The organism is Phaeobacter sp. HS011 (assembly GCF_018101215.1).
In the GTDB taxonomy this organism is placed as follows: domain Bacteria; phylum Pseudomonadota; class Alphaproteobacteria; order Rhodobacterales; family Rhodobacteraceae; genus Phaeobacter; species Phaeobacter inhibens.
Genome location: NZ_JAGEUF010000002.1, coordinates 204,288 through 223,292, shown reverse-complemented (window position 1 = coordinate 223,292; position 19,005 = coordinate 204,288). Strand labels below are relative to the sequence as shown.

Here is a 19,005-nt window from a genome sequence, read left to right as displayed (position 1 = left end):
CTACCTCAGTGGATGAACCACTGCACGCCGCCCTTGCGGTCACGCTGTGGTCGGGGCGTTGGGCTGGGCATTGATGGCTGCGCCTGCAATTGGGGAAACAGCATCAGCACTTCCTCCCTTTGGGCCCGGTCCAATCCGCGTTGGGATTGATCGGCAGGCTGAAAGCACTCGATCCACGCCCCGTCCGCGCAGACCACCTCATGGCCCTCACAGACAAAATGGATGTAGTCGATGGAGGACGTCTCCACCGCATCTACCCCGGACAGTCCGGTCAGATGTTTCGCAGCGACCAGAATCTCGCGGTCCTCAAAATAGAACGCCGTCTTGTCATTGGTGATCAGAACGCGGTGGTTGGGGCTGAGCAGAAGATCCCGCTCCGGCATCCCATTGCCAAGCGCCCCCTCCGCAACCAGCACCGGCTGCAAATGCGCCGCTCCTTGCAAGGCGTTGCGGTCCAGCTGCCGCTGCCCGATCCAGCGAATGGGCTGCAGACCGTTGTCGCGGGTCATCACCCGATCCCCAACGCTCAGATCCTCGACGGCGCAGGCCCCATAGGGGGTTGCAATGGTTGTTCCGGGCGTAAAGCAGGGCACGTTGCAGTCTCCGTTCCAAAGCCGCTCCACCCCGGTCGCAAACCTCGTGCAACCGGCCATCGGCCTGCTTTGGTGTCGTTAAATCGGGCCGCACCTCTCGGCACGGCGTAGAAGAGAGCACCACTCATTCTGTGGCAGCATTGAAGGTATCCTACGCAGACCCCTGCGCCCAAAAAAGAACAAAATCTTAATCAGCATCCCGTCGCCGACCTGCCCGGAGCGGGACGTGCTGAGAACCCCTGCCTGCGAGGGCACGATTGTTTCCAAGTGGGATGGTGTGATTGGCCTGATCCGGCCAAAATGGGCAGAGAGAGCCGGTGAACCCCCGCCGTTTGTTGCGCCAATACGAACAATTGAGCGGCAGCGGTTCCAACAGATCGCCTCAGAGGTTTTGCATTGCCCATCAGGATGGACCACAGGTTGTCCCGCGACGCGCAACAATATGGAAAATTTAAGGCAACTTATCGTGAAGTGCGCCAAAGCTCCGATTCGCGACCATCTACACGTTTCGGTCAGCGCGCAGAGCTGCCGCTAGGTCAATTCTGCCGCGCGTCTGCGAAATGCTGCATAGCCTGCCTCATAGCCATCGCGCAGCTGCGGATCAGGCGCGACGGTCATCGCACTCTCCGGTGCGGTCAACACCTCTGCCGGGTCATCCCCGGTGACCGCCAGCCGCGCCAGCCGTGCCGCACCAAGTGCCGCGCCAAATTCGCCATCCTTGGGCAGCTGCAGCGGTAGATCCAATATGGTGGCCAGCAGTTTGACCCAATAGGCAGACTTACTGCCCCCGCCAATGACCAGACAGCTGTCGATTTCCGCACCGGTCTTGCGCAACGCCTCAAGACAGTCGCGCAGACCATAGCAAACCCCTTCCATCACCGCGCGGGCCAGATCCTCAGCCGTGGTGGCGATGGACAGTCCCTGAAACCCGCCGCGCAGGCTGGCAGAATTATGCGGCGTCCGCTCACCGGACAGATAGGGCATGAATGTCACCGGCCCCGGTGGTTGCAGCTCCTCGCCAAGGCCTGCCGTCAGATCCGCAGGGCTTTGCCCGGTGATGCGGCCCAGCCAGTTCATGCAGTCGGTTGCCGACAGCATGACGCCCATCTGATACCAGCGGTCCGGAATTGCATGGCAGAAGGTATGAACAGCCGTTGCAGGATCGGGGCAAAACCCGTCCCGCGCCGTCAGCACCACGCCGGAGGTGCCAAGCGAGACAAACCCCTGCCCCGGCCCCATCACACCCGTCCCACAGGCCGCAGCGGCATTATCACCTGCGCCCCCGGCGATTGTGACTGGCCCGGTCAGCCCCCAGCGCACGGCCAGTTCGGGACGCAGGGTACCGGCAGCCGCGCAGCCCTCTACCAGATCTGGCATCTGATCGCGGCGCATATTCCCGGCCTGCAGCAGCTGTTCTGACCAGTCCCGCGCGCCAACATCCAGCCAAGACGTTCCCGCGCTATCGGACATATCGGCCACATGGCGCCCGGTCAGATGCAGGTTGAGGTAAGCCGCGGGCAGCAGGACCTTGGCGGTATTGGCAAATATCTCCGGCTCGTGGCGCTGCACCCACAAAAGTTTCGGCGCGGTGAAACCCGGAAAGACGATATTGCCGCTCAGATCTCGGACCTTCGCTGTAGCGTCCAGCTCAGCCGCCTCAGCGGCCGAACGGGTGTCGTTCCACAAGATGCAGGGCCGCAGCACCTGATCGGAACCATCCAGCAACACCGCACCGTGCATATGACCGGCAACCGCAATGCCACAAATGTCTCCGTAGCCGGGGGTATCCCGCAGCTGGTCTATCGCGTGATCCAGAGCGGTGATCCAGTCGCCGGGATCCTGTTCCGACCAGCCGGGATGGGAGGTTTGCGCGTCATACTGCGCCTCTGCCGAGGCGACAGGCTTGCCGGCTGCATCGGTCATCAGCGCGCGCAGCCCCGATGTGCCAAGATCAATACCAAGATACATGTCTGTCCCCTCTCCCGATTACCCCGTGGTTCTGCCCCCTCAGACGAAGCGGTTGACCAGCGCCTCCAGCTGTTCCTGACGGCCGGAAACCGGCTGCGGATTGAGCGCCTTGGCCTCGGCCTGATCGGCGATAGCCTCCAGCGTGGCCCCCTCGGCCAGATAGGCCTGCGCCTCGGCCGTGGTCCAACCGGCGTAACGGTCGCGGCGCTTTGCCTCCAGGCTATCGCTCTCCAACATGGCGGCTGCGGCGCGCAGCCCCCGTGCGCAGACATCCATTGCGCCCACATGGGCGGCAATCAGATCCTCGGCGTCCAGCGACTGGCGGCGCAGTTTGGCGTCGAAATTTGTGCCGCCCGTCTTCAGCCCACCACCGCGCAGGATTTCGTAATAGGCCAGCGCCACCTCCGGCACATTATTGGGAAACTGATCGGTATCCCAACCGGACTGATAGTCATTGCGGTTCATGTCGATGGAGCCAAAGATCCCCAGCGCATTGGCCATGGCGATCTCATGTTCGAAGCTGTGACCGGCAAGGATCGCATGGCCCTGTTCGATATTGACCTTCACCTCCTCCTCAAGACCAAAGCGTTTGAGGAAGCCGTAAACGGTGGCCACGTCGTAGTCATATTGGTGTTTGGTCGGCTCCTGCGGCTTCGGCTCAATCAGGATGGCACCTTTGAAGCCGATCTTGTGTTTGTAGTCGACCACCATCGACAGGAAGCGGCCCATCTGCTCCAGCTCCCGCGACAGATCGGTGTTGAGCAGGGTTTCATACCCCTCACGTCCGCCCCAAAGGACATAATTCTCGCCGTTGAGACGATGGGTCAGATCCATGCAGGCCCGCACGGTGGAGGCGCAATAGGCGAAGACATCCGGATCGGGGTTGGTGCTGGCACCGGACATATAGCGGCGGTTGGAGAACATATTGGCCGTCCCCCACAGAAGTTTCGGACCACCGTCTGCCATTTTCTGTTCCAGCACATCCCCGATCTGGTTCAAGCGTCTGTGGCTTTCGGCAAGGCTGTCCCCCTCTGGCCGGATATCATGGTCATGGAAACAGTAGTAAGGCACGCCAAGAATGCGGAACATATCAAAGGCCGCATCCGCCTTCATACGCGCCAGATCCATGGTGTCAGCGGGGAACCACGGACGCTGAAACGTCTGGCCGCCAAAGGGATCGTTCCCCTCCCACACGAAATTATGCCAGTAGCAAACGGCAAAGCGCAGGTGGTCCTCCATCCGTTTGCCCATCACAATTTCGTCCGGGTTGTAGTGGCGATAGGCCAGCCCGTCGCTCTCGGGGTTGTAGGTGATTGCTGCGATGTCGTCGAAATAGCCAGCCATGATCAGGCCCCCTCTTCTGGCCCGACCGCAAACTGCGGGGGCATGTTGTGTTTGAAATGAACCGCCGGGGTGATTTGCCCCGCCAATGGATCAACCGGCTGCCCGTCACTGAGCGCGACAAGGGCGGCAAGGGCGGCAGTGATCTCCTGCGCCGGTTTCTGATCGATCACCGCATCTATGAGCCCCTGCGCCACTGCATCGCGGGTGGCGGCGCAGAGTTCGTGGCTGATCACCACCGGCCTGTCGTCCTGCTGTGTCCCCGCAAGCGCTGAAATCAGACCCGAAATACCCGCGCCAAGATTGTAGATGCCGGAAATGTCGGGGTTGGCGCGCAGGGCGCGGAACAATGCCTGTTCGAGGATATCCGGATCATCGCCGGTTTCCAGCGGCGGCAGGATGCGCAGATCCGCTGACACCACATCACAAAAGCCTGCATAGCGATCGGCGTGGTCGCGGGCGTTGAGGCTGCCGGTGATGGGCAGGATCTGGCCCTGCGCTGCAGCACCACCGCGATGGGCCAGCCTCATCAGATCGCCGGCCGTGCGCCCGGCGCTGCGGTTATCAATACCAACATAGGTATCGCGGGCCTGCGCGGCACTGTCCGCAACCAGTGTCACCACGGCAACGCCCTGCGCCCGCAGCCGGGTCAGCGCTGCGTCGACGCTCGGATCCTGCACCGCGACGAGGCAGACACCGTCATAGCCCTCTGCGGCGCAGGCTTCCAGCGCACAGGTCAGCGCGGCAGCATCAAAGGGGGGCACTTGGGTAAGGGTGATCTGCTGGCGGGCCTGCGACCGGGTTGCGACTTCCTGCTCCAGATCTGCGTGCAGCGTCGCAAAGAACCCCTCCTGCGCAGCAGGCATCAGCACCGCAAAGCGATACCGGCGACGACGCGACAGATTGGCCGCGGTGATATCGCGTTGATAGCCCAGATCGGCAATCGCCGCGCGCACGCGGTCCTGCGATTTCTTGGCCACCCCGCCCCGGTCGTTCAACACCCGGTCCGCCGTGGCGTAGCTGACCCCAGCCGCCGCAGCGACATCATGTAATGTGGGTTTTCCCATGCGTGCGGTCCATCTGCTCCCGTAGGTTTTGATAGACGTATATCATTTTCTGATAGACGTCTATCATTTTATCAGTCGAGCATCGATTGACCACGATTTGACAGGTTGCAGGGCGAGGTACAAGACAAGGGCGGAAACGCAAAAAGCCACCACATGCGGTGGCGGCTGTCATAAAACCATCTTGGTTTAGATGTTATGGCGGAGAGACAGGGATTCGAACCCTGGAGACGGTCTCCCGCCTACACACTTTCCAGGCGTGCGCCTTCGACCACTCGGCCACCTCTCCGTTGGGCGGACTTTTGACGGATCGCGGGGGCAATTGCAAGAGCGAAAACAGCAAAAAATTCACTCTTTCCCAAACTTATTTCCACGCCCCGCTCAGCCCCCCAAATGCAGGTAGACCCGGCGGTTCTGTTTTCCCTTTTTTTCAACCTTTCCAAGGCGGATAGGGCCAATCTCGGCGGTGCTGCGCACGTGGGTACCGCCGCAGGGTTGCAGGTCAATCCGCTCATCTGCGCTGCCGATCCGCACCAGACGGATACGACCATTGCCGCGGGGCGGCGCCACCGACATGGTTTTCACCAATTCGGGGTTTGCATCCAGTTCAGCCTCGGTGATCCAACGTTCGCTGACCTCCAGATCGCGGCTGATCAGGGCGTTGAGCGCATCCTCCAGTGCCTGTTTGTCCTCGGGTGCCTCGGGCATGTTGAAATCAAGCCGGCCCTTTTCGGCACCAATGGACCCGCCAGAGACCGGCAGAGGAATGACCACCGACAGAAGATGCAGCGCGGTATGGACACGCATATGGCCAAAGCGGCGGTCCCAATCCAAGGCCTGTGTGACCTCTTGGCCGACAGCTGGCAGAGGCTCACCCTCGGCAGGGATCAGGACAATCCGGCCCGCCTCCCCCTTCACCGTGTTGGTGATGGGCAAATGGTGATCCCCTGCCCCATCGGACCAGCTGAGACGGCCGGTATCACCCGGTTGTCCGCCCCCAGTTGCGTAAAAGACGGACTGGTTCAGAACCAGCCCGCCTTCGCTTGTGTGTTCGGTGATCTGTGCCGGGGCCTGCTGTGCATAGGCGTCGGTCAGGAACAGTTGCTCAGTCATCGATCGGCGTCTCCGTCTTCGCTGCCATCCCCATCGTCGGCGCTGGACAGATCGTCAAGATCAGGACGATCCGGGCGTTTCTTGCTCGGGGATGGGGGTGGATTTGAGGCTGTCACCGCAGCCTCGGGGGCCTTGATACCCTGCGCGGCCTCAGTTGCGGCCGCAGCGAGCGCATCGGGATTGCGAATCCAGATATCGCGCTGGGCGAAGGGGATCTCGATCCCGGCCTCGTCGAAGCGGCGGGCGATATCGTAGTTCATGTCGGATTTCACCGACAGAACCCAGTTCACATCCCGCAGGATGGCGCGGATCTCAAAGTTGAGACTGTCCGCCCCAAAGCCCTGGAACACCACCGAAGGCGGCGGGTTCATCAGCACCATCGGATGCGCCTTTGCGACCTCCATCAGGATGGCCTCTACCTTGCGCGGGTCGGTGCCATAGCTGACGCCGACGGGCACAATCACCCGGCCCACCGTATTGCCGCGGGTGTAGTTGGTGACGGTGCCGGTGATCAGGTCCGAGTTCGGCACGATGACATCGGTGCGGTCGAAGGTCTCAATCCGGGTGGAGCGCACAGAAATGTCGCGCACATAGCCCATCAGGCCGCCGACCTCGATCCAGTCGCCCTTGGACACCGGGCGTTCGACCAGCAGGATAATGCCGGAGACAAAGTTGGACACGATGGTTTGCAGGCCAAAACCGATGCCCACGGACAGCGCACCAGCCACGATGGCAAGAGAGGACAGATCAAGCCCCGCCATCGACACCGCAACCAGAGCCGCCAGGAATATCCCGACATAGCCCATCCCGGAGGCGATAGCGTTCTGGCCGCCGACATCAATGCGGGTTTTGGGCAGCAGCGCATTGCGCAGGCTGCCCTGCACCAACCGGGTGAGACCGTAGCCAACCGCAAAGATCGCCACAAAGGTGATGAAGGCGGTGGGCGAAATCCGGGTATCCCCGACCTGGAAGCCTTCGAGAAAGTTCGACCAGAGTTCGGTCAGGTCCGCCACCCGCGCGCCCCAGATCAGCGCCAGCAGCGGCAGCGCCAGAAGCGCCAGCGCAAAGCCGATCAGGGCGGCAAAGAGCGAGTCGCGTGCGGCCATGCCCTTGCCGCTGACAAAGCCGTAGAGATCGCCGAGAAACCGGTGCAGTACAAACAGACCCGCCAGCACCGCCAGCGTCAGCATCGACGGGTAGATCACCGATTCAGCCGCATTGAGATAGCCGATGGCCGCCAGAACCGGACCGGCGAAACCAAGCAGATAAATGCTGCGCCGGACCACCGCGATAATCCGGTTGGCCCCGGCGGCAATCGCGCCTTCCTCGCCGTCCTCGTCGCTCTGTGCCTGACGCTGCTTGGCACCGATCCGGTGCAAGCGCAGCAGGATCAATGCAGCGCAGGTGATCAGCGGGAAGGCGTAGACGGCGGCGCTGCTTTCGGGGATATTCTGGATCCGCTCGATCGTGGCGAAGGCGTCCTGAAGCACCAGGATCACCGCCATCATGTCGATCAGAAAACGGGTCTCGGCCTGGTTGCCCTCCTGCACCGGCAGCAGATCGTTTTCGATCTGGTTGGCATAGAGCTGCTCACCCAGCCAGTGAAAGGAAAGAATGATGAAGGCCCAGGCGGGGACGGAATCCAGAATGATACTGCCGCGCACGCCAAGGATGCCCGAAAGATCAACTGCCGCTGCCAGAAAGATCACACCAATGAGCGGCAGCAGCACCTGCAGAAGCGAGACCACAAAGGTCCAGACCCCGGTCCCGCGCGCGCCGTAGCGGCGCAGATAATCGCCGGCCCGATGGGCCCATGACCGACCGCGCGTGATCAGCAGCAAACCAATGAGCAAGACGGCAATCAGCCCGACCAGATCACCGCTGATGCGTTCGCTGGTGGTGTCGTTGCGCAGCTGCGACAGGGTTTCATTGCCCACCGCGCGACTGGCGTGGACCAGATCCCGCAGCGCACCGGGCCAGTGTTCGGGATTGAGCGGCGAGGTGCCACGTTCGAACAGGCGTTTGGTCAGGCGCTCGCGGACGATCTTGTCGACCTCGTTGATGAGACCATCGGCACGGCTATAGGCTTCCTCCGCGACGATACGCGGAACCTTGAGTTGATTGAGCTGCTGGGTCAGTGCAGCGCGCAGCTGGGCGATATCTTCGGGCTCTTCCTCGCCCTCACCGGGGGCGGTGCCTAGCGCGTCAAGCTGACCCTGAAGGGTTTGAATACGTTCGCCATTTTCGCCACGCTTGACCTGAAAGTTCTGCCGGAAATCAGCCAGCTCACTGCGCAGCTGTTCCAGCGCGAGATTGGACGCGCGGCTGGCGTCGATGACATTCTCGGCCCGATTGGCGGTGCGCAGCCAGTCCTCGTAGTAGGATTTGGCGCGCGCATCGAGCTGGGCCAGAGCGGGAAAGGCCAGGCTGATCAAAAGAACCAGCCCGGCCAGACATTTCACAAAACCACGCATGAGGGCGATCATACGTCCTCAAACACGCCGGGGATAGAGGCCGGGGTGTGGGTCATCCAATCCGGCACCGGCAGATCCTTTTCGCGCAGGAAATCCGGGTTGAACAGTTTTGACTGGTAGCGCGTGCCATAGTCACAGAGCACGGTGACGATGGTTTTGCCCGGCCCCATATCCTTGGCCATGCGCACCGCACCAGCAATATTGATCGCCGAAGAGCCCCCCAGAACCAAGCCCTCTTCGTGCAGCAGGTCAAAGACATAGGGCAGCGCGTCGCGGTCCTCAATCTGGTAGCAGAAATCGGGTTTGAAGCCTTCGAGGTTCTTGGTGATGCGGACCTGACCGATGCCTTCCGCAATGGAGCCGCCTTCGGTCGCGATTTCACCAGTGGTGTAATAGGAATAAAGCGCGGCCCCCATCGGATCGGCCAGACCAATCTTCACCCCCTTGGGCTGGAGCGCATCCGCGACACCGGCCAGCGTGCCGCCGGAGCCAACGGCGCAGACAAAGCCATCAACCTTGCCCCCGGTCTGTTCCCAGATCTCCGGTGCGGTTGTTTCAACATGAGCCTGACGGTTGGCGACATTGTCGAACTGATTGGCCCAGATTGCGCCATTGGGTTCGGTCTTGGCCAGCTCCTTGGCCAGACGCTCCGAATAGCGGACAAAGTTGTTGGGGTTGCGATAGGGCGCTGCGGGCACCTGCACCAGTTGGGCACCGGCCAGCCGCAACATGTCCTTTTTTTCTTCGGACTGGGTTTCGGGGATGACGATCACCGTCTTGAACCCCATTGACGCGCCAACCAGCGCCAGGCCGATACCGGTGTTCCCGGCGGTGCCCTCAACGATGGTGCCGCCCGGTTTCAGATCCCCGCGCGCAATCGCATCCTTGATGATATAAAGTGCCGCGCGGTCCTTGACCGACTGGCCGGGGTTCATGAACTCGGCCTTCCCCAGAATCTCACATCCGGTTTCATCGCTGACGCGGTTCAGGCGGATCAGAGGCGTGTGGCCGATCGCGTCGGCCAAGTCATGTGCAATGCGCATGGTATCCCTTTCGATCATTCCCGTTGAGGTGTAGCCAAGGCATTGGACAACCACAAGCCGAGATGCAGATCACATGCTAGGTTGCCCGCACCTTGTCAGCGTTCGCGGTGCCGCAGCCGGTCACGATGACGTGACAGCCAGAGTGATGCGGTGACCAGTGGCATATCCTGATAGCTGTGATCATCAATCCCGCGCATCAGGTCGTCATAGGGGATGATCTGGCTGCGGATATCCTCGTTCTCGCTTTCCAGCCCGCCACCGCCTGCGATGTTCTCAAGGTCGCAAACGCCTACGAAGATGTGCAAAAACTCGCCCGACGCGCCGCTGGACGGATAGACCCGTGTCACGGTTTCGAGTTGGTCGATGGTCAGACCGGCCTCCTCCATCGCCTCGCGGTGGGCCGCCTGTTCAGGGTTTTCGCCGGGATCAATCAGCCCTGCCACCGGTTCCCACATCCACGGGCGGCGGTTGCCGGCGATATAGGTGGCCGCGCGGAACTGTTCGATCAGCAGCACCGCATCGCGGCGGGGATCATAAGGCAGCACCACAGCCGCCTGCCCCACCAGCGCGGCGCCCCGGTTCACCACCGGGCTGAGGCTGCCGTCGTAGCGGCGGAATTGCAGGTCCATCTCTTCCATGGCGAAGAAATTCACATAAGCGCGCTTATGCTCATGCACGACGACATCGCGGGTCAGATCGTGATCTGGATCCTCCGGCCGGTCCTGCGCTGCCAACCACGCGGCGGCGCGAACACGGATGGGGCGGAAGCGGGCCGCGACCTCAGCCGGGGTAAGCCGACCACGGTAGGCCATGACCTCCTCTGCAGCGCGTAAGGACAGGGCGCCCCAGTCAGCCTGCCAAGCGGCCAGATCCCAAGGATCGCCTGTCTGCCAGAGGCCGGGGTCCGGGAAATAGACATCCGCCGGGGCGCTGCCGCCTGCGTCCAGCTCCACCGTGACACGGCGCAGCGTATAGTCGAACCCGCCTTCGTAGAAGTTCAGCGCGTCGATATCGTTCTGGGTCAACCCGCGCAGCAAAAGCCCCGGTGCGCGATGACCGGCGCGGGCCTCGATCGCGGGAAAAGGCTGATCCACCACCGCGAAGGCACCGTGATCCGGCAGATGCGCCGGTGCGGCATCCAGCGCGGCACCGGACCGCCCCAGCACCAGTTCAAGCAGCGGCAGATGGCGCAGGGTGCCATAGACAAAAAGATCAACCACAGTCTGTATCCTATTGGAAATATGTTGTTTCAGCGCCAGCGTCTTGCGGCGTTCTCGGTCACCAGACCGCAGAAGATGCCGCCGATCACCAGCGCCAGCAACACATGTGGCACCGCCATCACAAAAAAGAAATCCAATCCGATAACAAAAATCGCCGAAAGTGCCTCAAACGGGCCGTCGTAGCGGTTGCGCATGGCGAGGCGGAACATCTCCCACGCGCCCTGAAAGAACAGCCCCCAAAGCACCAGCAGCGCAGCACCGGTCAGCCCGTTGTTAATGGCATTGACCACCCCACGCCCCACATGGCGGCCAACCCAGACCCAGCCAATCAGCACGCCAAGGGCCGCATTAAATGGCACGAAATAGCCAAAAGCGGTGCCCTCGGGCATCAGCGGCATGATCAGGAAAGAGACAGCAATCGCAACAAGAGCCATGCTGAGGGCGGCAATCAATCGGGCGGCAGTGGGCATGATCTGTGCTTTCGGTCAGCGGTGGGCAAGTGTGATCTGGGTCACGTCGCAGGTCTCTGCCTTGAAGGCGGCAGCGCAGGAGGTGAGGTAGAAATTCCACATCTTTCTGAACCGGTCGTCAAATCCCATGGCGGCTATCTCATCCCAGCGGTTGTTGAATGTGGCGTGCCAGCGCCGCAACGTCTGGTCGTAGCTATCACCGAATTCGAGCGATTTCATGACCTGAAGTCCGGCAAGTTCAACCTGTTGCCGCAGGATCTTGGGCGCGGGCAGCATGCCGCCCGGAAAAATATGTTTCTGAATGAAATCGACGCCGCGTTTGTAGACGGTCCAGCGCCGGTCAGCGACGGTGATGATTTGCAAGGTGGCCTGCCCGCCCGGGCGCAACCGGTCACGGACCATATTGAAATAGGCGGGCCAGTATTTTTCGCCGACAGCCTCGAACATCTCGATGGAGGCAATGCCATCGAAGGTGCCTTCGCAGTCGCGATAGTCCTGCATCCTGAGCTCGACCCGGTCGGAAAGCCCTGCCTTTTCAATGCGCTCACGGGCGTATTTCAACTGTTCTTCGCTGATTGTCAGGCCGGTCACCCGCAGGCCGCGTTCACGGGCAGCATATTCGGCAAAGCCGCCCCAGCCGCAGCCGACCTCCAGCACATGATCGCCGGGTTTCACGCCCATCTGATCCACCATGGAGGCATATTTGGCGGTCTGCGCGGTCTCCAGACTTTCCTGCCCGGTATCGAAGAGAGCACTGGAATAGGTCATCGTGTCGTCCAACCACAGCCCGTAGAAGGCGTTGCCGAGGTCATAGTGGTAGGAGATATTCGCCTTGGCCTGCGCGCGGTGATTGCGTTGCAGCCAGAATCGGAATTGTTCGTAGGCCCGGATCAACCCGCGCCCCGGAAAGCCGTCATAGACCGTTTCTGACCCAAGATGTATCAGATCCATGAAGGCCTGCAGATCCGAGGTGCTCCACCAGCCATCAAGATAGGCGTCGGAAAACCCCAGATCCCCCTCGCGGATCAGCCGGGCAAAGCAGTCGGGGTTGTGGATGCGCAGATCGGCCACCGGACCGGGCCGTTGGCCGCTGACGCGGAACACCCGCCCGTCCGGCAGATGGATGTCCAGCTGCCCCACCTCCAGCGCCTGCAACTGGTCAAAGATCGCTGCGAAATAGCGCGGCAGATTGGCCTGTCCATTGGTCTGTGTGAGCGCCATTCTCTCCTCCCCAAGACGTGCCCGCCCAAAAGGCTAGGCCAAATCAGGCGCTTCTGGCAAGGGATCTGTCAGTCCTCGGGCAGTTCCCGCTGGCCGTAAGCCTCCAGAGCGCGGGCGCGCCCCTCCTTCAGATCAACGAAGGGGCTGGCGCGTCTGTCCTGAGGCGACAGCCCCCAGGACAGGGGTGTCGCGCGGTAGAAATCCAACGCAGTCTGCGGCGGATTGGCCTGACCTTCGGCGATCCAGGCGGATTGGTAGCGGCCCTTGGGGTCGAATTTCTCCAGCTGGCCATCGGGGTTGAAAATCCGGAAAAACGGCGAGGCATCGGGGCCGGAGCCGGCCACCCACTGCCAGCCCATGGCGTTGGAGGCCGGGTCCCAATCCACCAGACACTCCTCAAACCACTGCTGGCCGATGCGCCAATGGATGAGCATATGTTTGGTCAGGAAACTGGCCACGATCATCCGGGCGCGGTTGTGCATCTTGCCGGTCACATAGAGTTCGCGCATGGCGGCATCGACGAAATTGTAACCGGTCTGACCACGCCGCCAGGCATCTACCCGGTCATCGTCCTGCTCGGACCAGCGGAAGCTCTCCCATTCAGGGCGCCAGTTGCGGGTCAGGATATGCGGTGTGTGGAACATCAGGTGGTAGGCAAATTCGCGCCAGACGATTTCCTTGAGAAAATGCTCAGCGCCGGATTTACCGGCTCGGCGCGCCTCCAATCCGTGATGCCACATGCGGCGCGGGCTGATCTCTCCCCAAGCGAGGTTTTCAGACAGGCCCGAGGTGGCATCCACAGCCGGAAAGTCGCGATCCTGTTTGTAGTCGGCGACGCGGGTGTCAAGAAACTCTGCCAGCCGCGCCTGCGCGGCATCTTCCCCAACGCGGCAGTATTGCGCCACCACATCTGCGCCACGGCGCATGGCGGCAGCCAGCTGCCAGCTGTCGAGATCATCTGATGCCGGCCATTGCGCCGGTGCCGGGATCCGTGAGGGGGCGGCGATCAGCCCGTCGACATCGCGATCGCGCACAGATTTCCAGTAGGGCGAATAGACCCGGTACATGCCGCCGGTCTTGGTCTCGACCGTCCAGGGTTCAAACAGCAGATGGCCGCCAAAGGATTTGGCCGCAATCCCCTGTCCCTTCAGCTGTTCCTTGATGGTGGTGTCGCGGGCGATGGCCTGCGGGTCGTAGGCGCGGGTCCAGTGGACCGCGCCCGCACTGATTTCTGTGATCAGCTGTGTCAGCACCTCCTGCGCGGGCCCCCGACGCAGGATCAGCCGCGCGCCGCGCCGCTCCAATTCCTTGGCCAGATGCGCCAGCCCCAGCCCCAGCCGGAACCGTGGCGCGACCCCCAGATCCTCGTCCAGCGTATCAAAGATAAAGACAGGGATAACCGGAACACCGGCAGCAACAGCCGCGTCCAGCGCAGGGTTATCGGCAAGACGCAGGTCGCGCCGCACCCACCAGATGATCGGGGCGTTGCTCGGTTTCTCGTCAGTCATGAAGCGCCTGTCCTTTGGGTCTCGTCACTTGCTCAAGACGCGATCTAGGGCCTCCATCAGCTGTGTCATCTCCTTTTTCGAGGTGTAATGCGTAAAACTGAGCCGCAGTACACCATCGCTGGTCGACACGCCCATCGCGTTGAGCGCGCGCAGGGCGTAGAAATCGCCGCCACCGGCCATGATGCCGTGCTCCGCCAGTTCTGCGGCGACGCCTTCGGCGGGACGATCCAACGCCAGCGCCACGGTGGGCGCGCGTTTGCAGGCATCCGAGGGGCCGATCAGGCGCAGATCATTGCGGTCCTTCACCATGTCCAGCAGCGGTTGCAGCAGCTCCACCTCATGGGCGCGCATCAGATCGTGGACAAAGGCGCCCTGCGTCGCTCCTTCGGTCAGGGGGCCACCGTGGTGATGGGCCAGTGTCGCAATATAGTCGGCCATTCCGGCGCAGGCCGCGACCTGCGCATGATCCGGCCCCGCCGGTGTGAAGCGTTTGTAAAGCGAGTCACCGTTGAAGAAATGTCCCTGATTGGGCAGCAGCTCCCCCAAGGCACGGCGGATCACCATCAGCCCCTGATGCGGCCCGTAGGTCTTGTAGGCGGAGAACAGATAGATGTCCGGCCCCAGCTCGCCAACATTGGGCAGGCCGTGCGGTGCGTAGGAGACGCCATCCACGCAGACAAAAGCGCCCGCCGCATGGGCCAGTGCGGTGATTTCGGTGACCGGGTTCAGCTCCCCGACGACGTTGGAACAATGGGGAAAACAGACCAGACGGACGTTTTCATCCAGCAGCTTTTCCAGATCCGCCGGATCCAGATGGCCGGTCTGCGGGTCGATCTGCCACTCGCGGACCTCAATCCCCGCATCGGCGAGACGCCGCCACGGACCGCTGTTGGCCTCGTGATCCTGATTGGTGACGATGATGGCCTCTCCCGGGGACAGGAACTGACGAAAGGCCTGCGCCAGAACATAGGTGTTCTGGGTGGTGGAGGGACCAAAGCTCAGCTCGTCGGTATCAACGCCCATGATCTTGGCCAGGCGGTGTCGCGCCTCGTCCATTTCGGCGCCTGCGAGTGTCGAGGCCTCATAAGGCGCATAGGGCTGCACCTTGCGTTCGGTGTAGAACCGCGTCAGCCGGTTGATCACCGGCTGGCAGGTATAGGAGCCGCCAGCATTTTCGAAAAACGCCTGACCTTGCAAATTCGCTGCTGCAAATGCCGGAAACTGGCTGCGGACGAAATCGATATCGAGGGCCATGGTCTCTCCTTATGTCTGTCTTCGAAAGGAGTGCCGATGATGGTGCAGGAGGTCAAGCGCCGATGCCTGTGCCTGCCCGCAACTGCCGTCGCTGTGCTAATGTCAATTTCTGACAACAGCGACGGGTAGCAAGGAGCCACATCAGCAGGAAAGGACGCAGATGATGGCATATACTCCGAAGGATTTTCTGGTCTGGGGCGAAATCCCCGTGACCGATATGGACGCCGCGACCCGGTTTTATCAGCATGTGACAGGTGCTGAGCTGGAGTTGGTTACCGATGGACCAAACCCGATGCTGCTGTTTCGCCCGAAAGACCCGGCAAACGGCGTTGCGCTGAGCATCTATCCCGGCACACCGGCCCCGGATGGTGTCGGCCCGACCCTGCATCTGGCCGCCGAAGGCGCGCTGGCAGAGGTCATGACGCGGGTAACAGATGCCGGTGGGCAGGTGGTGTCGGAAGCGGTCTCGCTGCCGGGCGGGCATTTTTTCTACGCCAAGGATCCAGACGGCAATTCCGTCGGCTTTTATGAGGCCACGGGCTGAGTGCGTAAGGACCGCAACCCAGACCTGCAAAACGCCCCGGATGATCTCCGGGGCGTTTTTTCTGTCAGATGTTTGCACCTAAGGGGTCAGGCCTGTCAGCGCGGCTCGCTTTGCAATCCGCGCAGGATCGCCCAGCACATCAGCAACAGCACCACCGTGAAGGGCAAGCCGGTGGAGATCACCATAGCCTGCAGTGCAACCAATCCCCCACCAAGCAGCAGGACGATGGCCACAGCGCCTTCGAACACGCACCAGAACACCCGCTGCGGCATCGGGGCGTCAACCTTGCCCCCCGCGGTGATCGTGTCGATCACCAGCGAGCCGGAATCCGAAGACGTGACGAAGAACACAATCACCAGCAGGATACCGACAAAGGAAGTGATGGACGCAAGCGGCAGCTGGTCCAGCATCTTGAACAGTTTCAGCTCAAGTGCGGCATCCTGCGCACCGGTATAGCCATCCGCCACCACCTGATGAATCGCGGTGCCACCAAAGACGCTCATCCACAGAACACAGACAAGGCTGGGGATCAGCAGCACGCAGATGATGAACTCACGCACAGTGCGGCCCCGGCTGACGCGGGCGATGAACATGCCGACAAAAGGCGACCAGCTGATCCACCATGCCCAGTAGAAGGCGGTCCAGCCCTGGCTGTAGTTGGCATCCTCGCGTCCGAACGGCATCGAGAGTGCCGGGAGATACTGCACATAGGCCATCAGACTGTCGAAGAAGCCGGTGATGATCAGCAGGGTTGGCCCAACCAGAAGCACGAAGATCAGCAACAAGAAGGCCAGCCCCATATTCAGCTCACTCAGCACCTTCACGCCGCCATCCAGGCCACGCACCACCGAGATCAGCGCCACCGCCGTAATCGCGGAAATCAGGATCACTTCGGTGGTGGAGCCAATCGGAACGCCGAAGAGTTCGTTCAGCCCCGCATTGGCCTGCGTCGCGCCGAAACCAAGGGAGGTGGCGAGACCAAAGAGTGTGGCAAAGACCGCGAGGATATCGATCACATGGCCTGTCCAGCCCCAGACCCGTTCGCCGAAAATCGGGTAAAAGGCAGAGCGGATGGTCAGCGGAAGCCCCTTATTGTAGGAAAACAGCGCCAGCGACAGTGCAACGATGGCGTAGATTGCCCAAGGGTGCAGGCCCCAGTGATAGATCGTTGCTGCCATGCCGAGACGCACGGATTCCGCACTATCCCCGGCGGCACCGCCAAGTGGGGCCCAGTCAGTGCGGGCACCGTTTTCACCCATGCTCACCCCGCCAAAGGAGGTGGAATAATGACTCATCGGCTCACTGACGCCATAGAACATCAGGCCGATGCCCATGCCTGCGGCGAACAGCATCGCGAACCAGCCAGTATAGGTGTAATCGGGTGCCGCATCCGCCCCGCCCAGACGTACCTTGCCCCAGGGCGAGACGATGAGGAAAAAACAAAACAGCACGAAGATATTGCCCGCGCTGAGGAAAAACCAATCAAAGGAGCTGGTCACCGCCGGGCGCAGCCAGCCAAAGAAGGCGGAAGCCTGTTCAGGAAGGACCAGCGCGTAGAAGACAAACAGCATGATGCTGATGCCGGAGACCATGAAAACGGGGTTGTGGATGTCAAATCCGATCGGCCCCACCGATCCCTCTAAATTGTCCTGTCCAATTTCATATTCGGTGTCGATGACGGCGGCCTCACCGTCGGGGGCGGGTATGCCCTGATTGGCCGTTTCGTCTGTCATGCGCGTCCCTGCTTTGGTTTTATGAACGTCCACAGACCCAACCATCCCACAGCTGCGCAGGTTCCCGCCGATTGCAAAAAATAGCAACAAACGGCCTGCGTGCTGCGATCAGCCCCTGCCGTGATCCTGCCCTGGGCTCTCTTGCGTGGTATCCTGCGCCGCATTGATCGCGGCACCACTCAACGCTGAGTCCACGGCGCAGCAGCAGCTACGCAGCGATGGATCTACGCGGAGTTTAACAGAAAATCGCGAAATTGTCGCGCCTAGAAATTGCCGTGCTCTATGGATCCCAGCTGGCGGACCGCCGGAGAGCGCACGGGCCAGACGCAAAAACGCGCAGACCGGCTGCGCGTTTTCTTGTTGCGTGCCGCCAGCTGTCGCTACGGCCAAGCAATGTGATCAGGCGTTTACATCAACAACAACGCGGCCCTTTACCTGACCCTTCAGAATATCGGCGCCCAACTGCGGCAGATCCGACAGCGTGGCCGGTTTGACCATCGCCTCCAGTTTGTCCATCGGCAGATCCGTGGCGACCCGCTGCCAGGCCCGCAGGCGGTTGTCGTAGGGCTGCATCACGCTGTCGATGCCAAGGAGGTTCACACCGCGTAACAGGAATGGAATCACGGTTGCAGGCAGACCTGCCCCACCCGCCAGTCCAACCGCAGCAACGGACGCGCCATATTTCATCTGGCCGAGAACACGCGCCAGCATTGCGCCGCCGACGGCATCAATGCAGCCGGCCCAGTTTTCACTCTCCAGCGGGCGCTTTACCGTCTCGTTCAGCTCTTCGCGCGGCACGATTTGGGTGGCGCCCAGGCTGGTCAGATAGTCGGAGGTCTCAGGGCGCCCGGTGACCGCGGCCACCTCATAGCCGAGGTTCGACAGGATGGCGGTTGCCACCGACCCCACGCCACCCGCAGCGCCGGTCACCAGCACCGGGCCGTGGCCGGGTGTCAGCCCGTGATCCTCCAGCGCCATCACCGACAGCATGGCGGTAAAACCTGCGGTGCCGACTGCCATGGCCTGACGTGTATCGACCCCCTCCGGCAGCGGCACCAGCCAATCTGCGCGCACGCGGGCCTTTTGCGCATAGCCGCCCCAATGGGCCTCTCCCACGCGCCAGCCGGTCAGCACGACCTTGTCGCCGGGCTGGTAGCGGTCGTCGCTGGAGGCCTCCACCGTGCCTGCAAAATCAATACCCGGCACATGCGGATATTTGCGCACCAGCCCGCCCCCCGGCCCGATGCAGAGGCCGTCCTTGTAGTTGACGGTGGAATAATCAACGGCGACGGTCACCTCGCCCTCGGGCAGTTGATCCAAGCTCAGCTCCGTCACAGCCGCCGCAGTCTTGCCGCTGTCCTCATCCTTGGTCACAACCAATGCATTGAACATGATGTCTCCTCCTCTGATATCCTGTGACCCGACCACGCGCGGTCGGCCCATCCGCCGATCCCGGACC

Annotated in this window: 15 protein-coding genes and 1 tRNA gene; 1 reads left to right on the top strand and 15 read right to left on the bottom strand. The window is 61.6% G+C overall.

Translation table 11 applies throughout. The annotated features are described in order from the left end of the window. Positions 1 to 5: 5 nt before the first annotated feature. The 13 genes from J4721_RS04595 to J4721_RS04535 form a co-directional block, all read right to left on the bottom strand. The gene (locus J4721_RS04595; RefSeq protein ID WP_231739778.1) at positions 6 to 593 is read right to left on the bottom strand and encodes a Hint domain-containing protein; all 588 of its coding nucleotides are present in this window, start codon (positions 591 to 593) and stop codon (positions 6 to 8) included. Positions 594 to 1,124: 531 nt separating this feature from the next. Next, a complete protein-coding gene (xylB, locus tag J4721_RS04590; RefSeq protein WP_211002182.1) occupies positions 1,125 to 2,561 on the bottom strand; it encodes a xylulokinase in 1,437 nt (478 codons plus the stop codon). A 39-nt stretch (positions 2,562 to 2,600) separates the two neighbouring features. Then, a complete protein-coding gene (xylA, locus tag J4721_RS04585) occupies positions 2,601 to 3,908 on the bottom strand; it encodes a xylose isomerase (RefSeq protein WP_211002293.1) in 1,308 nt (435 codons plus the stop codon). Then, complete coding sequence (locus tag J4721_RS04580; RefSeq protein ID WP_211002181.1) at positions 3,908 to 4,969, bottom strand: LacI family DNA-binding transcriptional regulator; 1,062 nt, start codon at positions 4,967 to 4,969, stop codon at positions 3,908 to 3,910. The genes xylA and J4721_RS04580 overlap by 1 nt, the downstream gene beginning before the upstream one ends. A 196-nt stretch (positions 4,970 to 5,165) precedes the next feature. After that, a tRNA-Ser gene (locus tag J4721_RS04575) sits at positions 5,166 to 5,255 on the bottom strand. Between the two features lie 92 nt (positions 5,256 to 5,347). Further along, a complete protein-coding gene (locus J4721_RS04570; protein ID WP_211002180.1) occupies positions 5,348 to 6,079 on the bottom strand; it encodes an alanyl-tRNA editing protein in 732 nt (243 codons plus the stop codon). Continuing rightward, positions 6,076 to 8,565, bottom strand: a complete 2,490-nt coding sequence (locus J4721_RS04565) for a DUF3772 domain-containing protein (protein ID WP_211002179.1) — start codon at positions 8,563 to 8,565, stop codon at positions 6,076 to 6,078. Before J4721_RS04565 ends, J4721_RS04570 begins: the two co-directional genes overlap by 4 nt. Next, positions 8,562 to 9,596, bottom strand: a complete 1,035-nt coding sequence (locus J4721_RS04560) for a cysteine synthase A (protein WP_014874511.1) — start codon at positions 9,594 to 9,596, stop codon at positions 8,562 to 8,564. Before J4721_RS04560 ends, J4721_RS04565 begins: the two co-directional genes overlap by 4 nt. A gap of 95 nt (positions 9,597 to 9,691) precedes the next feature. Next, on the bottom strand, positions 9,692 to 10,816 hold the full coding sequence (locus J4721_RS04555; protein WP_211002178.1) for an NUDIX domain-containing protein: 1,125 nt from the start codon (positions 10,814 to 10,816) through the stop codon (positions 9,692 to 9,694). 29 nt (positions 10,817 to 10,845) lie between these two features. Further along, positions 10,846 to 11,286, bottom strand: a complete 441-nt coding sequence (locus tag J4721_RS04550) for a TrgA family protein (RefSeq protein ID WP_014874509.1) — start codon at positions 11,284 to 11,286, stop codon at positions 10,846 to 10,848. A 15-nt stretch (positions 11,287 to 11,301) separates the two neighbouring features. Beyond that, a complete protein-coding gene (locus J4721_RS04545; RefSeq protein ID WP_014874508.1) occupies positions 11,302 to 12,507 on the bottom strand; it encodes a cyclopropane-fatty-acyl-phospholipid synthase family protein in 1,206 nt (401 codons plus the stop codon). Between the two features lie 68 nt (positions 12,508 to 12,575). Beyond that, entirely contained in the window at positions 12,576 to 14,015 is a 1,440-nt protein-coding gene (locus J4721_RS04540) for a deoxyribodipyrimidine photo-lyase (protein WP_211002177.1), read from the bottom strand. 24 nt (positions 14,016 to 14,039) lie between these two features. Continuing rightward, the gene (locus J4721_RS04535; protein ID WP_211002176.1) at positions 14,040 to 15,269 is read right to left on the bottom strand and encodes an aminotransferase class V-fold PLP-dependent enzyme; all 1,230 of its coding nucleotides are present in this window, start codon (positions 15,267 to 15,269) and stop codon (positions 14,040 to 14,042) included. A 163-nt stretch (positions 15,270 to 15,432) separates the two neighbouring features. Between J4721_RS04535 and J4721_RS04530 the strand changes: the two genes are divergently transcribed. Beyond that, positions 15,433 to 15,813: a VOC family protein gene (locus J4721_RS04530; protein ID WP_014874505.1), complete on the top strand. Its 381-nt coding sequence runs from the start codon at positions 15,433 to 15,435 to the stop codon at positions 15,811 to 15,813. A 95-nt stretch (positions 15,814 to 15,908) separates the two neighbouring features. On the opposite strand, the gene J4721_RS04525 is transcribed toward J4721_RS04530, so the two are convergent. Together J4721_RS04525 and acuI are read right to left on the bottom strand one after the other, a co-directional pair. Further along, the gene (locus tag J4721_RS04525; RefSeq protein ID WP_211002175.1) at positions 15,909 to 17,546 is read right to left on the bottom strand and encodes a BCCT family transporter; all 1,638 of its coding nucleotides are present in this window, start codon (positions 17,544 to 17,546) and stop codon (positions 15,909 to 15,911) included. A gap of 399 nt (positions 17,547 to 17,945) precedes the next feature. Next, complete coding sequence (gene acuI / locus J4721_RS04520) at positions 17,946 to 18,938, bottom strand: acryloyl-CoA reductase (protein WP_076614970.1); 993 nt, start codon at positions 18,936 to 18,938, stop codon at positions 17,946 to 17,948. Positions 18,939 to 19,005 lie beyond the last annotated feature (67 nt).

Coding starts and splice junctions, on each gene's coding strand:
- xylB (WP_211002182.1), bottom strand. CDS start 2,561: ATGTATCTTGGTATTGATCTTGGCACATCGGGGCTGCGCGCGCTGATG.
- J4721_RS04580 (WP_211002181.1), bottom strand. CDS start 4,969: ATGGGAAAACCCACATTACATGATGTCGCTGCGGCGGCTGGGGTCAGC.
- J4721_RS04570 (WP_211002180.1), bottom strand. CDS start 6,079: ATGACTGAGCAACTGTTCCTGACCGACGCCTATGCACAGCAGGCCCCG.
- J4721_RS04565 (WP_211002179.1), bottom strand. CDS start 8,565: ATGATCGCCCTCATGCGTGGTTTTGTGAAATGTCTGGCCGGGCTGGTT.
- J4721_RS04560 (WP_014874511.1), bottom strand. CDS start 9,596: ATGCGCATTGCACATGACTTGGCCGACGCGATCGGCCACACGCCTCTG.
- J4721_RS04550 (WP_014874509.1), bottom strand. CDS start 11,286: ATGCCCACTGCCGCCCGATTGATTGCCGCCCTCAGCATGGCTCTTGTT.
- J4721_RS04545 (WP_014874508.1), bottom strand. CDS start 12,507: ATGGCGCTCACACAGACCAATGGACAGGCCAATCTGCCGCGCTATTTC.
- J4721_RS04540 (WP_211002177.1), bottom strand. CDS start 14,015: ATGACTGACGAGAAACCGAGCAACGCCCCGATCATCTGGTGGGTGCGG.
- J4721_RS04535 (WP_211002176.1), bottom strand. CDS start 15,269: ATGGCCCTCGATATCGATTTCGTCCGCAGCCAGTTTCCGGCATTTGCA.
- J4721_RS04530 (WP_014874505.1), top strand. CDS start 15,433: ATGGCATATACTCCGAAGGATTTTCTGGTCTGGGGCGAAATCCCCGTG.
- J4721_RS04525 (WP_211002175.1), bottom strand. CDS start 17,546: ATGACAGACGAAACGGCCAATCAGGGCATACCCGCCCCCGACGGTGAG.
- acuI (WP_076614970.1), bottom strand. CDS start 18,938: ATGTTCAATGCATTGGTTGTGACCAAGGATGAGGACAGCGGCAAGACT.